The following is a 13,193-nucleotide window of genomic DNA, read 5'->3' as shown; positions in this document are numbered from 1 at the left end:
ATGACTCCACGGAAGCGGCCGGCGTCGCCGGCGACGCTGCAAGTGGTGAGGGACGGCGAGGCGTCGGCGAAGAAGGCTGCGGCGCGGAAGGTGCCGGCGAAGCGGGCACCGCGGAAGGTGACGCCGGTGTCGGTGACGGCTGCTGCGCGCTCTGGTGATCGCCGGCAGCTGTTGGTGGCGATGCGGAATCGGATCGCGGCTGCTCTTGACGATCCGGCCACGAAGCCGACGGCGCTGGCCGCGTTGATCCGGCAGCAGACGTTGATCGCGGCCGAGATTGAGGCGATCGACAAACCTGCCCGCGGGAGGGACACGTCGGGTGACTGGCTGGCGGCGATCCTGGCCATGCCAGCGTCAGAGCCATGGGACGAGGCGATGATCTGATGCGCGGGAATCGGACTGTGGGAGAGGGATAGCGAGATGCAGGGAACTTACTGGCTCACTGTCCTACCGGAGACGTCGCAGCTTCGGCCGAAACCTCAAGTCGCTGCGCGACGTCGACTGCCGTACGCGGATCTCTTCGACCTACGGCACCAGGGAGCCGAGCACCGGCCGCGAGGTTAAGGCGGCATCGACCCGTAGACGCGCGGCGGCGTAGTGACGAGCTTCGCGGCGCTAGTGGTCCGTCTCATTATTGGTTAACCGCATGTTGGAACATGCAGAATGCCAGGGACATGGAGTGGATCGCCCGACCCGAATCGGTGCTGACCCTCGACGACATCGACCGGCACAAAGTGACGACGGTACTGGGAAAGGGAACTGCGCAAGCGATGAAGGCTCGACGATGAGTTACTTGGATAAACAGGAATTTCTAGCCTGGGCGTACGACGACCTGCTCACGAACACCACCCGTGGTGTGCTGGCCGAGTACATCGTGGCCAAAGCACTCGGCATTTGCGACACGAAGCGCGTCGAATGGGACAAGTACGACCTCGTCATCGGCGATATCGGTGTCGAGGTGAAGTCGGCTGCCTACGTGCAAACGTGGAAGCAAACCCGGCTATCAGAGATCGCGTTCAACATCCGCCCCGCAAAGGGCTGGGACGCCCGCGCCAACACCTTTGTGGCCAGTGCGGAGCGAAGCGCCGACGTGTACGTCTTCTGTCTGCTCACGGGTACGGACCGCGAACATGTCCGCCCGCTCGACGTCGCGCAATGGAGGTTCTACGTGCTGCCGACGAGTGTTCTCAACCGAAACGTCACGGAGCAGAAGACGATTCGACTCGGACGGCTGAAAGCCCTCCGTCCGCACGAGTGTGCCTACGAAGAGCTCAAGGCCTCCATTCACCAGGCAGCAGCGGTCAATCGCGGCAAAATCGGCAACGCGGCTGCTGGTGATGCACTCACCGACACATAATCCCGAACATGCAGTTAACTAATTGCGTGACACACCACTAGCTTCGAGCTCCTCGCGTGACGTCTGTGGCCATCAGCAACAGGTCCGTGCACCGGAGCGGGCGCACTGAACTACCCCAGGTTTTCTTCCTATGCGGTTGCGAGGGCCGGGGCTGGCTGGCTCGCATGGTGTGAGTCCGCGGTGAGGGCGGTCTCGTACTCGGCTGGGGTGAGGTAGCCGAGGGCTTCGTGCAGGCGTTCCTGGTTGTACCAGGCCACCCATTGAGCGGTTGCCAGTTCGACGTCGTCGACGCCGCGCCAGCGCCGGCCGCGGTAGATCAGTTCTGTTTTGTAGGCGGCGTTGACTGCTTCGGCCAGGGCGTTGTCATAGCTATCTCCGCGAGATCCCACCGATGGCGCGATGTCGAGCTCAAGTAGCCGCTCGGTATAGGTCAGCGATAGGTATTGCGATCCGCGGTCGGAATGATGGATCAACTCAGAAAGATCTGAGTTCTGTTGCCAAACAGCATGATTGAACGCCTGAAGAGGTAAGTCTTCGGTGCTCATCGTGGGCGACACCGCCCACCCGACGATCCGTTTAGTGCAGGCATCGATGACGAACGCGGTGTAGCAGAACCCCTGCCAGGTCCGCACGTAGGTGATGTCGGCGACCCAGAGCCGATTGGGTGCGCTGGTGGCGAACTGCCGGTTGACCAGATCGGCCGGTCGGGCCGCGGCGGGGTCGGTGATTGTGGTGAATACCGGTTTGCCGCGCCGCACACCGCGCAGGCCAGCCAAGTGCATTAACCTGCGGGTTTGTTCGCGTCCGATCGACCAGCCACGCCGGATCATGGCGTGCTGCATTTTCTTGACGCCGTAGACCGAGTAGTTCGCCCGGTGCACGGTGGCCAGCTCGGCGATCAGCAGCTCATCGCGCAGAGCGCGGTCGCAGCGGGGGCGGGTCTTGGCGTCGCGGTAACCGCGGGACGTGAAAAACCCAGGGATAGCTGCCCGCAGAACACGGCAGATGAACTCGACCCCGAACTGATCGCGATGCGCATCGATGTAGGCGATCATTTCGTTCCTGGGCGGTCGAGTTCCGCTGCGAAAAACGCTGACGCAGACTTCAAAATCTCGTTCGCTCTTCGTAATTCGGCGACCTCGCGCTTGAGGCGGCGAATCTCAGCGTGCTCGGAGGTCGTCACGCCAGGGCGTTCGCCGGCATCGATCTGCGACTTACGCCGCCACCGACGCACCGACTCCTCGGCAACCCCGAGTTTGCTCGCAACAGACTTGATCGCCTCGAACTCAGACACTTCCGCAGACTCCATTGTGGTGTCCACCAAACGCAACGCACGCACCCGAAACTCGGGCGAATACTGACGGGGCATAACTTCCAATCCTCCTATAGAGATCGGAAGAAAACCTGGGGTAGTTCACACCTCGTCGAAGTCGGAGGCGAGCGCTGAGGCCAGCGTGTACATGAGGGGCGGGCTGCCTGTCCACGTGCGGGGACACCGTATCGAGGTCAGTGCGTTCGTCTTGTTATCGCTCGAGGTTCGGGAGACCACGGGCGCGCCCTCATTCCTTCTTGTGCGAAACCCCGCCGATAACAGTGCGCCTGTCGGCACCTGCTCTCCGTCAGCACCTGTCCATAGGCTTGGCCCATGGGCCTCGATCTAGTCGACCACCGCCGCGGCCCCGCGGACAAGTACTCCTGGATGCCGCCCTTCGACTGGGAGATCGCTTATACGAACGAGCGGTGGTGGGACGAGGTCCGGTACTACGCCGACGATCCGTGGTTCGTGCAAGTGCTGGAGGACGGCGTCGAGGTGGCCCGGATTGAACTCGACGATCCGGGCGGCATCAATCCGACCTACCTCAACGTGCCGGAACTCGGCACCGATCGCCTAGAGATCCAGCTGATCGAGGTGGCCGCCGCCTCGCACAACCGCGGCGTCGGCACGCGGGTGGTACAGGCACTCAGCCGTCGGCACCCCGGCCGGCGGCTCTTCGCATACAGCGAGCAGGCCGACGGATTCTGGGCGCGGCTCGGATGGGAGCCGTTCTACGACCCGGGACCGGGTCCCGCGGGCCACACTCTGTTCATCCAACCCACTGTGGCCCCGACTCTCGACAGCGGCTCGCACGTGAGACATGAGTGACCGGAAGCCAATTGGACGTGCGAGCGCCCCGCCGGATACCGACGCACGCTGTCACCTTCGGCTTGTAAGCTGCCGCGCATGCCCGACGGAGATGCCAAGTTCGGCGACGCGTACTGGGTCACCAAGGAGGCCACCGAGAACCCGGCGCGCGTCGGGAAGGCCGCCCGTCCGATGGCATGTATGGCCGAGCGCCACGCGGACACCGTTTGGTCCGGGCTCCCCCGAATCACTAGCGACGAGAAGCCGGGAGACCAGCCCAGCAGGGCGATGCCCGAGATCCACGCCACGCGCCTCGGTGCCGCGGGGTGGTGGACTGCCCGCTACATCCACCCGGTCCTGAAGGACGTCACGGGCCACGCTGGCAAATGCGACTACCTCGGCAAACTGCCCAACGACGAGGTGAAGGTGGCGCGAGAGGTCTACCGGGGTCGGCTTTACGACTCATGACCTGTACTCTGGCGATTCTTTTTGCAGCGACGACCACGGGAGGTGAGCAGTGAGCGGCGGTGATCGACCGGCCGGCCTACCGGTATCTGCGTACCAGCTGTGGGACCGCGGAGCGCAAAGCAAGCAGGTCCGCGCAGGTGATCTGTGGATCCTCTCCTGGGACGGCGACGATGTCGGGCTCGCAATGATCGCGGCGGCGAAGCTCGGGTTCGTGTTGGCCTGGCCGGTCACACTTCCCGGTGAGGTGTCGTTCGCACCCGGACTCGTCGTCGAGGACTCCCCACTTGGGGTGCCCGTGACCTTGTGGCCGACGCGCGAGACCGGGTTGGGAGGCCATCTCCTCGACCGCAGCCTTGGCCAGCTGCTGCCGCCCGCCCGGATCCTTCCGCTGTCGTCCGCGATGGACGACGGCGACGACCCCGGCTTCGCCTTCGCACCGGGCTCGGCCAGTGACGCCGCGAACAATGGCGCGGACCGCCTGATGGTCGACCACTGGACCGAGCTGTGCTTCAACACCGGCGGCGCCGAAGAGGGGGCGTTCCTCGACTCGGAAAAGGTTCAGCAGGCCGGCGGCAACTCACGCATCGTCGGCGAGGTGTTGGGACTCGCGCTGCCCGAATTGCGGTCGCTCATGACCGGCGTCGTGCCGGTCACCGCCGAGCAGCTCGCCGCGGTCGCCGAGCGCCTCGGCGTCGAGGCCGAGTCGCTGGTCGGAGAAGATCCCCTCGCAGATGTGGTAATCGACATCGCCTCTCCTAGGTACAAGCAGGACATCGTGGCGCGCACCGAGGAGACCGGTCTCGCCGAGGCGGACATTCGCCGCCTTGTCCGGCGCGAGTTCCCGCTCGCCGCCCGCGATGACGGCGACGCGCTGCGGGAGACGAAGCTTCGCGACGCCATCAGACGTGCCGGACGGGATAGGAATTAGCGCTGTGGACGGCTGGGACGATCTCGCATTCGGCCGAGATGCCCAGGCGATCGCCGCTCGGATCGCCGCGGAGTGCACCACCTTTAACCTCGCAGCCCTACGCGATGATCCCCTCGGGACGCTGGTGCGGAGCACCGAGATCACCATTGAGATCGAGGACGGCCTCGCCGCCACCGGTTGCGGTGGAGGCGGTTACTACCGCCCATCACCGCCCACGATCCACCTGCACCCAGCGACGTCGCGCCGCGACAACTTCACGCTGCTCCATGAGCTCGCCCATCACCTGCAGCAGTCGCACGACCAATGGGGTTTCGCGCTCATCGACATGACCGACCGGGAGCGCCGCGAGATCGAGGAGGCTGTGTGCGACCAGTTCGCCGCCCAAATTCTAATGCCGGTCGACGACACCGATCGCCACGCCACCTCGCTTCACCCCGCTGACGTTATGTCCGGACTGTTCGCGCGATCCGCGGCCTCCCGATCCGCCGCCCTACAGCGTGTGCGCGAGATGCTGCCCGAGGGCGCGCGCTGGCTACTGGCTGTCGCGGACCTCGACGGGGTGGTCACCACGTCAGCGAGCACCTATGACGATCCACAGCCGCCGAAGGGATTCGCGCAAAAGGGGTTCAGGCGCGTCGCCGCCGAGGCGATGGAGTCCGCCGTGCGAAGGGAGTTCCACGAGGGCATCGAGTACAAAACCGGGTCTGTGCTCGACGGTATGCGGGTGGAGGCCGCTCTCGATTACGAGGAGCGGTACGTGTTCCTCGCCCTGCGCCCAACGACCGCGAACGGGGCGGGCACCTGGACCTTCCCCCCACAGGAGTGTTCTAACCCCGCGTGCGAAAAGACCTTTCAGGCAAAGCAATCCAGCGGCCGCTGCGAGAACTGTCAGGACTTCAAGTGCCCGCATTGCCAGCGATGCGGCTGCACGGCGCCTGCAACTCCAACGAAGTGCGGTACCTGCTTCCTTCCGTATACACCAGCTGAGATGGAATCGGGCAAGCACGAGTGCTGGTGACCTCAGACTGAAGCCCGTGCGACGCACCGGTTGCGATGGCACGCATGGCGCGTCGGTACACCACCACAAAGTGGCGTGTGCACAGGAAACCACAGGTGAGAGGAAGTGGCTGCGACCGCGTCTCCGCCGGATGCGAGGACTGCCTGGCACCGGACACTCGGCAGGTGCGTGGACCGGGACGGTGAGCCCGCCGCGGCTGAGAAGCTACCGGCCTAGCTGATTCAAACAGGGTCGGCGTCGTCGGGAAGATCAGGCAACCGCCGACGGTGCGCGCCGGTGACCGCGGTATTGCGCGTCGGGCCGTTCGCGATCTCGACACCGGTGTCCTCGGGCTTGAAGTAGCCGCCACACAGGACATGTGCCAGTTGTCGATGATCGTCACACCGGAAGTAGCGCACTGGATCGGCCGGGGAAGCGTATCGCCGCGGCCTCGCCGGCAACGGCGCCTGATGCACCCTGGCTTCCTAACATTCGCCCATGACATTTCAGTGGACGCCTCAAAGCCGGTTGCAAGCCGCCCAAAACGCGCTGGCATACATCACGGTCTTACACTCCCGCCCTTCTGGCACGGGCATGACCGAGCCGGACAACTTCCTTACATCGACGCTCAACGACCTCACGGACGCCGGGCTCGATTCTGAGGAGGCAATAATGCAACTGTTCTCCGGGATGACTGCCGTCATGAACCTCACGGTGAAGGTCGCCGGCGAAAGATGCGGGCTTGCGCCGAGTGAGCTCCTAAGCGAGGTCGGTGCTGCTCTCATCAACCTTTAAGGGCCCCATCGCCCGGCGTGGGATCCGCCGCTCTGCCCTGCACGGCCGCATGCTTGGCGGGTGACGGAGCGCGCGAGATACACGATGGCGCTCTACGAGGGCTCACTCGCTGAACCCGGCGACCGCAACCCTTACGCCGGCCAAGCGCTCGTCCTCCTGAAGCTCTGGATGCGCGGGTACATGCGGATGATGCGGGTACGGATCGACACCGGACCCGCTATGTCGCGATACCGCGGAGCGCGCGCCATAGCATCCGATTCCATGTCGGACCAGACCGATCGCCCTAGCGCGAGCAGACACTCAGCACCGCGATGACGCCCGACGGGGCCGTGGGACGGGTCGATAATCCAGGCGCGGGGCCGCCTCACGACGAACCGGAACAGGAACGCGACGTGGCTAACGGCCAGTCGTGACCACTCGCCGCGGCGCTACCCAATTAGGCTTCGTGACTATGCCGCTATCGAAGGCTTCCGTAAGCGATGACCTGTCCTCAAAGCCATTCGCGGTCAGCCCGTCAGCTGAACGAAAGAGGGTGCTGTGGGCGACGCCTGCCACCCGACGCCCGGTTGACGCGAGCCGGCTTGCACAGGCGGAGGACTCTGAGCGGTGAAGTTGTTCAACACACCACTGCTCCGTCGGCAGAGTGCGAGCTTCGATGTTGCAGATGAGACGATCAGGGCAGCGGCGCAGATTATCGATGGTTGGGCGTCCTCGCTGAAGTCGAGCGGCCTTTCTATCACCAAAGAGACAAGCGTCCAGGGCCCTTTTCTCACGAAGATTTTCCAAGACTGTTTGGGTTACAAGCTCCAAGGAGGGGGAGACGCAACCTATCACCTGATACCGGAGCTCTCGATTGGACAGGACTCGGCAGACGCCGGCCTCGGGTTCTATAGCCGAAACCTCAAGACAGACCTCGCTGTAGTCGAGCTGAAAGACGCCGGCACGTCGTTAGATAAGAAGCAGCTCGGCCGAGCCCGGAAAGAAACTCCCGTAGAGCAGGGCTACCGGTACGCCAATAAAATCGACTCCTGCAAATGGATTATCGTTTCCAACTTCCGCGAGATAAGGCTGTACAGCAAATATCGATCGGAAGACTATTTCGAATCGTTCTCGCTCGAAAAGCTCGCGGATCCTTCAGAATTCAAAACTTTCTATTACCTATTATGTCGTCAAAATTTGATTGATCCCTCCGGCACATCGGAGATCGATAACCTTCTGGCCCAAAGCAGCCAGTATTCGCGCAACATAACCGATCAGTTCTACGATGATTACAGTGAGCGACGTCTAGCTCTTTTCGATGACTTGGTGTTAGAAAACCCGCAAGTGGCTCCGCCGGTCCTTTTAGAGAAGACGCAGAAGATCCTCGATCGGCTGATCTTCGTTTGCTTCTGTGAGGACAGCAGTGTGCGCCTGCTGCCGACCAACACGGTTGACGGAATAATCAAGTCGGCCGCCCAATCATTCGAACAAACCGGAGTCGAACTCTGGAAGCAGTGCCGTGGTCTGTTCAGGGCTATCGACCGCGGAAATCTTCAACGCATTCCGCCTATCAACGCATACAACGGAGGATTGTTTGCACAGGACGACCAGCTTGATGCCTTAGTAATCCGCGACGCCGTCCTTAAGCCCGTTCTTGAACTGCATGCATACGACTTCCACAGTGACCTAGATGTAAATGTGTTAGGTCACGTCTTCGAGCAGAGCGTCGCTGACATAGAGGCGATAAAAGCAGAACTCGAGGGGACGCCTGTTGCCAAGCGATCTACCAAGCAACGAAAAGAAGGCATCTACTACACGCCTGAATACTTGACCAGATATATCGTCGAGATGACCCTGGGTGCTTACCTGGAAGAACATCCAGACCGGCTCGAGACGCTCAAGGTTCTAGATCCTGCGTGCGGGAGTGGAGCGTTTTTGAACCAAGCGCATACACACCTCAAGAAGTCGTACGCTCTCCGCCGCGACGAGATCGAGGCTGCCGCCCTCGAACAGCAAGAACAAGCGCAACTCGATGCACAGAAGCGGAGAAAGAGGTCCGCACGAGTGGCCGGCCTCTTCGAAGCCACAAAGGACGGAATCGCGGTTCGAAGGGACCTAAGCCAGGAATGGGCCTACGCGAATGACGCTGCTCTGCTCCGCCACTTATTTGGCGTCGACTTAAACGAAGAAAGCGCTGAGATCACAAAACTTAGCCTGTGGCTTAAGACCGCTAGAGCCGACGAACCGCTCGAAAATCTCGAAAAGAATATTAAAGTAGGTAACAGCCTTATTGATGACCCTTCGCTAGCCTTCGAGAAGGCGTTCACTTGGGTTGAAGAGTTCCCCGAAATTCTCAGCGATCACGCTGGATTCGACGTCGTTATCGGAAACCCGCCTTGGGGCGCGGAGCTGCCGGAAGGTCCGAGCGATTACATCGTTCGGAGATATCCCCACTCGTCGCAGCAACACAAGGATACCTACAAGCATTTCATTGAGTTGGCGCTCGGCTTGATTCGTCCGGGTGGCTACCTCGGCTTCGTCACTCCCAGCACTCTCCTCTATCAACCGCGCTACACAGATGTGCGCGAATATCTGGACAATTACAATTGGACTTGCATAAATTTAGGCGAGAAGATCTTTCCTCGCGTTAATCTGCCGTGCTGTCTAATTCTTGTGAAGAAGGAGTCCGCCACCAAGAAGCGGAGACTATTCAATCTCACGGAGGTTCCTCGCGACGAACTCCACTCCATACTAGCGTCTAATGAATTGGCGCAGTACGCGGAGATCGACCCATTATTAATCATGAGCAATGCAGCAGTGGTGCCGCTAGATAAGGTTCTGCTCATGAAAGACGCCGGCGTCAAGCATCAACGCGTTGGTGTTGGCCTCGTGAATAAGGGTAAGACCGACCTACGGCAGCGACTGTATTCGCTTGAGCCAGAGGCCGATACGTATCCGTTGTTGACCGGCTCAGATATAAATCGGTATTCATCTCCCAGCATGGTAAGTCTCTACTTGCGGAAGAACTACAAATCAGTTCTGCGGGACAACGAAATTGTCTATTTTGATGAAGCGATGATGCGAGCAGGCGAAAAGCTCCTGTGGCGTCAAACGGCCGATAAGATCAGGGCAACTTTAGCTAAAGACCAGTGGTTCGCAAATACTGTACAAGGCGCCATAATTCGCGAAGAGTATAAAGACAAGGTCGACCCATACTTTGTACTCGGGGTTCTAAACTCATCCCTATATGAGAAATTGTACCGCCAGAAAGTTCTGGAAAGCGGTCGCCTATTTCCTCAAGTCAAACTTTCTTATCTCAAGGAATTGCCGTTTATTGTGGCTGACGCTCAGACACAGCGCACGGTTCGCGATGCAGTAAAAGAAGTCATGAGGCTAACAGATGACTTCGCCAACCTGGCCGCTAGAACTGGTGCCTTCCTGTTCAGGCGGTACAACGTGAAGGTAAAAGGCCTGCCCGATGGCGCGCAACTTGCCGCTGCCGTGAAGAAACGGAACCGGCTGACGATCCCAGAGACAGAGGAGTTTCTTGAGTGGTACACAGATCGTCTTGGGGAAATTGAGCGTACCCAGGCGGCGATTGCGACCAATGAAGCGTTGATCGATGCCGAGGTCAACAAGTTGTTTTCAGTTGCGCAACTGTGACGTCCAGCGCCGCCTACCGGCCGAACCACGCGAGAATGCTGGCCGTCCTGACTGCGCGATAGCCTCGGCCGCGAGGTACAAAGCGGGCCCGCTCGCATCACGTCCAGCACGGCCGCGGAGACGTCGAGCGCCTGGGCGAGCTGGCGGCGTCGAGACAACGAGGCCCGCGGCCGATGCGGATCGCGGCGGGACGGCGGCGCAGCGACCCGACCGGGTTCGCCGCGGTGCAGACGTCAAACGAAACCGTGTCGGCGACCAGTCGAGCGTCCACCCCCACAAGGCTGGCGAGCGCGCCCTCGGCGTGAAGTAGGCCGGCGAGGGTCTTGCAGGACGGGGCGAAATGCGGTGCTGCCGGCCCTGGCTTACATCGCTGTCCGTACCGCCTTTCGTACCGCCATTGCGTCCATTTGAACGCGGTTTTCCGCATACGTCCGTCACTGTCCGCGCACGACGTAATTCGTTGTGCCACAGGGGTATAAATGGACTCTGGCGGACACCCACGCATACCGCCTTTTAGCCTGGGGGTCAAGTGGTCGCAGGTTCAAATCCTGTCAGCCCGACCATGAAAAGGTCTTTGACCTGCTCTTTTCTGAAGAGTAGGTGTCGCACGAAAGTTCGACAGTTCGAAATTTGTCACAGATTGTCACAGAGCACAGCGGGTGTCACCGCACGCTTGTGCGAGGTGCTTCAGTGGCCAGAATCGGCCAGCGGCGGAGCAAAGCTTTGCGCCGCCAATGCGAGCGCCTCGGGCTGGGCGTGGACATAGGTCCGCATGGTGAACGACACGTCGGCATGGCCGAGCCATGCAGCCACGAGTGCAATCGGGACGCCCTGCAGATGCATGAGCATCGCGCAGGTGTGCCGAGCATCGTGGAGACGGATCTGGGGAACGTTGAGGTCGCGGATAACGGCCTGCCACAGCGTGCTCAAAGTTGACGGGTGATAGGGCTCGCCAGCCTCGTTGCAGACGACATAACCCCGGTCGGAGTAGGCCTCGCCCAACGCGAGCTTCTCCGCGGCCTGCCGGTTGCGGGCTGCGGCCAGTTCCGCCAGGAGCGCGTCCGGGATCGGCAACACACGACCGGCGTGGGCAGTCTTAGGCTCATCCTGATCGAGAGCACGACCCCCGACATCGACGCGAGTCGCACCGATGCGAAGTGTCCTGTTCGCGAGGTCGATATCTGCCCACCTCTGGCCGGCGATCTCGCCACGGCGAAGGCCGGCGAGCGCGAGGTGCCACGCGTGACGGTTGCGATCGTTTGCGATCCCCCGCAACACGGTCTGGACCTGCTCAGGCGTGAACGTCTGAAGTTTCTTGGCCTTCCCAGGCACGCGGTCGACAAGTGAAGCGACATTTCTGTCAAGCGGCCTTCGGCGACAAGCTGATCTAGCACCTGGGACAAGGCGCCAAGCATGTAGTTGCAGGACCGCGCGCTCCACGGCTTACGGGCTTTTCCGCCTTGGCCGGACAACGCTGCCCGCGCGAAGCTTGACGAGTAACTCGTCGATATGGCGGCGGGTCAGATCCTGAACGGCCAACTCACCCAGCTCGCTGCGTACCGGCTGAAGGACGTACTCGTAGCCCGCGGCGGTCGTGGGGCGAATCCTGTGTCGAGACTTCAGCCAGTCGGCACAAGCGTTTTCGATGGTGAGCGTGGATGGCTGGACGTAGGTTCCCGCGTTCACTTGACCCTGAATCTCGGCCAGAGCGGCACGGGCTTCCTTCTCGGTTCGATAGCGGCGGCGCAGCTGCTTGCGCTTACCGTTGACCACGCCGGTGTCCACGGTGAGCTGGTAGCGCACGACCGGCTTGCTGCCAGCACGCCGCGCCAGCTCAACGCGTCGGATCTGCGGCGGCAGCTGCCGGCGTTCAGCCATCGCGGCCGCACATTAGGAGGCTGCCTCTGTATGGGCAGCGATGAAGCGGTGGATCTCGGCTGACGTGACGCGGCGGGCAGCCCCGATCTGCACCCAGGCGAGCTCGCCAGCGTCGAAGAGCCGGTAAATGGACGAGCGCGAGATGCGAAGAGCGCCAGCTGCTTCTGAGACTGTCAGCAACAAACTGCCCTTGATGGGTCTCCCGGTGAAGGCATTATGATCAGTTGCACCGGGGGAGTGGTGGTGGGTCATAAGGTCCCCTCGTGTTGGGTTGTATTCCACCACTGTATTTCGGCCCTATGACTACTTTATGCACAATTTTCTCTGCTACCCAGGCCCTCGAGGATGATAACGCTTGCCGTTAATAACGACTGACGTTACTATTGAACCGTGATCCGCTCGTTCCGGGATAAGGACACCGAGGCGATCTGGCAGCGCCGGTACGTCAAGAAGCTCAGTCCCGAGCTCAGCAGGCTCACCTACAACAAACTCGTCCTCATCAATGCGGCCGAGAACATCAACGACCTGCGAGTCCCGCCCGGCAACCGGCTGGAGAAGCTGTCCGGCAACCGCGCCGGCCAGTACAGCGTCCGCGTCAACGACCAGTGGCGCGTGTGCTTCGCCTGGAGCGCCAGCGGCGCTTCGCATGTCGAGCTCGTCGACTATCACTGAAAGGAGAGGACGAATGGCCGACTTCGCCCCTACTCACCCCGGCGAGATCCTGTTGACGGAGTTCCTTGAGCCCATGGGTATCACGCAGTACCGGATCGCCAAGGCAATCGACGTACCCGCGCGTCGGATCAATGAGATCGTCCACGGCAAGCGGAGCATCACCGCCGACACTGCGCTGAGGCTGTCGCGTGCGCTGGGCCTCAGTGACATGTTCTTCATCAACATGCAGGCTCAGTACGACGCCGAGATTGCTCGGGAGCATCTTTCGGATCAGCTGAAGGCAATAGACCGAATCGCTTAACATTTCCCACTGGTTTTGCGAAACGAGCTATTC

16 protein-coding genes and 1 other annotated feature are annotated in these 13,193 nt (G+C 61.3%); of the genes, 11 read left to right on the top strand and 5 right to left on the bottom strand.

The features are described 5' to 3' along the window. The first annotated feature begins 45 nt into the window (after positions 1-45). Positions 46-384 carry a hypothetical protein gene (locus tag BLW81_RS20860; RefSeq protein ID WP_157897771.1) on the top strand — a complete coding sequence of 113 codons (339 nt, stop codon included), beginning with the start codon at positions 46-48 and terminating at the stop codon, positions 382-384. Positions 385-784: 400 nt separating this feature from the next. Then, on the top strand, positions 785-1,357 hold the full coding sequence (locus BLW81_RS20855; RefSeq protein ID WP_083408820.1) for a hypothetical protein: 573 nt from the start codon (positions 785-787) through the stop codon (positions 1,355-1,357). A gap of 128 nt (positions 1,358-1,485) precedes the next feature. Here the strand turns inward: BLW81_RS20855 and BLW81_RS20850 are convergent. Beyond that, positions 1,486-2,726, bottom strand: a protein-coding gene (locus BLW81_RS20850) for an IS3 family transposase (protein ID WP_407662278.1) whose coding sequence is annotated in 2 segments (ribosomal slippage) — positions 1,486-2,444 and positions 2,444-2,726 — 1,242 coding nt in all. Because the reading frame shifts where the segments join, the coding sequence is not laid out codon by codon here. After that, positions 2,334-2,451 (bottom strand) — a sequence feature (AL1L pseudoknot). (Overlaps the previous gene by 118 nt.) Positions 2,727-3,002: 276 nt before the next feature. On the opposite strand from BLW81_RS20850, the gene BLW81_RS20845 reads away from it, so the two are divergent. From BLW81_RS20845 to BLW81_RS20830, 4 genes are all read left to right on the top strand, one after another. Beyond that, positions 3,003-3,500 carry a GNAT family N-acetyltransferase gene (locus tag BLW81_RS20845; RefSeq protein WP_083408819.1) on the top strand — a complete coding sequence of 166 codons (498 nt, stop codon included), beginning with the start codon at positions 3,003-3,005 and terminating at the stop codon, positions 3,498-3,500. A gap of 78 nt (positions 3,501-3,578) precedes the next feature. After that, positions 3,579-3,947, top strand: coding sequence for a hypothetical protein (locus tag BLW81_RS20840; RefSeq protein ID WP_083408818.1), 369 nt, complete (start codon positions 3,579-3,581; stop codon positions 3,945-3,947). Positions 3,948-3,996: 49 nt separating this feature from the next. After that, positions 3,997-4,875, top strand: a complete 879-nt coding sequence (locus BLW81_RS20835; RefSeq protein ID WP_083408817.1) for a hypothetical protein — start codon at positions 3,997-3,999, stop codon at positions 4,873-4,875. Positions 4,876-4,879: 4 nt separating this feature from the next. Further along, positions 4,880-5,893, top strand: coding sequence for an ImmA/IrrE family metallo-endopeptidase (locus BLW81_RS20830; RefSeq protein WP_157897768.1), 1,014 nt, complete (start codon positions 4,880-4,882; stop codon positions 5,891-5,893). A 221-nt stretch (positions 5,894-6,114) separates the two neighbouring features. Here the strand turns inward: BLW81_RS20830 and BLW81_RS29450 are convergent, their stop codons facing one another. Further along, on the bottom strand, positions 6,115-6,348 hold the full coding sequence (locus BLW81_RS29450) for a hypothetical protein (protein WP_157897767.1): 234 nt from the start codon (positions 6,346-6,348) through the stop codon (positions 6,115-6,117). A 22-nt stretch (positions 6,349-6,370) separates the two neighbouring features. Here BLW81_RS29450 and BLW81_RS20825 point away from each other — a divergent pair, with 22 nt between their 5' ends. From BLW81_RS20825 to BLW81_RS20815, 3 genes are all read left to right on the top strand, one after another. Further along, positions 6,371-6,667 (top strand): hypothetical protein, encoded by a 297-nt coding sequence (locus tag BLW81_RS20825; RefSeq protein WP_083408815.1) that lies wholly within the window; start codon positions 6,371-6,373, stop codon positions 6,665-6,667. A gap of 84 nt (positions 6,668-6,751) precedes the next feature. Continuing rightward, positions 6,752-6,982 (top strand): ribosome modulation factor, encoded by a 231-nt coding sequence (locus BLW81_RS30325; protein ID WP_456093747.1) that lies wholly within the window; start codon positions 6,752-6,754, stop codon positions 6,980-6,982. Between the two features lie 291 nt (positions 6,983-7,273). Beyond that, the gene (locus BLW81_RS20815) at positions 7,274-10,309 is read left to right on the top strand and encodes an N-6 DNA methylase family protein (protein ID WP_083408813.1); all 3,036 of its coding nucleotides are present in this window, start codon (positions 7,274-7,276) and stop codon (positions 10,307-10,309) included. A gap of 687 nt (positions 10,310-10,996) precedes the next feature. Here the strand turns inward: BLW81_RS20815 and BLW81_RS30015 are convergent. The 3 genes from BLW81_RS30015 to BLW81_RS30305 form a co-directional block, all read right to left on the bottom strand. Continuing rightward, on the bottom strand, positions 10,997-11,641 hold the full coding sequence (locus BLW81_RS30015) for a site-specific integrase (protein ID WP_235632052.1): 645 nt from the start codon (positions 11,639-11,641) through the stop codon (positions 10,997-10,999). A 111-nt stretch (positions 11,642-11,752) separates the two neighbouring features. Then, on the bottom strand, positions 11,753-12,187 hold the full coding sequence (locus BLW81_RS30010; RefSeq protein WP_235632051.1) for an Arm DNA-binding domain-containing protein: 435 nt from the start codon (positions 12,185-12,187) through the stop codon (positions 11,753-11,755). Between the two features lie 12 nt (positions 12,188-12,199). Beyond that, positions 12,200-12,439, bottom strand: a complete 240-nt coding sequence (locus BLW81_RS30305; protein ID WP_083408812.1) for a helix-turn-helix domain-containing protein — start codon at positions 12,437-12,439, stop codon at positions 12,200-12,202. Positions 12,440-12,577: 138 nt separating this feature from the next. Here BLW81_RS30305 and BLW81_RS20795 point away from each other — a divergent pair, with 138 nt between their 5' ends. Both BLW81_RS20795 and BLW81_RS20790 read left to right on the top strand, forming a co-directional pair. Beyond that, the gene (locus tag BLW81_RS20795) at positions 12,578-12,859 is read left to right on the top strand and encodes a type II toxin-antitoxin system RelE/ParE family toxin (protein ID WP_083408811.1); all 282 of its coding nucleotides are present in this window, start codon (positions 12,578-12,580) and stop codon (positions 12,857-12,859) included. Positions 12,860-12,872: 13 nt separating this feature from the next. Continuing rightward, positions 12,873-13,160: a HigA family addiction module antitoxin gene (locus tag BLW81_RS20790; RefSeq protein ID WP_083408810.1), complete on the top strand. Its 288-nt coding sequence runs from the start codon at positions 12,873-12,875 to the stop codon at positions 13,158-13,160. Positions 13,161-13,193: the final 33 nt, after the last annotated feature.

This window comes from Mycolicibacterium rutilum, assembly GCF_900108565.1.
Lineage (GTDB): Bacteria > Actinomycetota > Actinomycetes > Mycobacteriales > Mycobacteriaceae > Mycobacterium > Mycobacterium rutilum.
The sequence above is the reverse complement of the archived record's forward strand: the minus strand, read 5'-3'. Positions and strand labels throughout refer to the sequence as shown.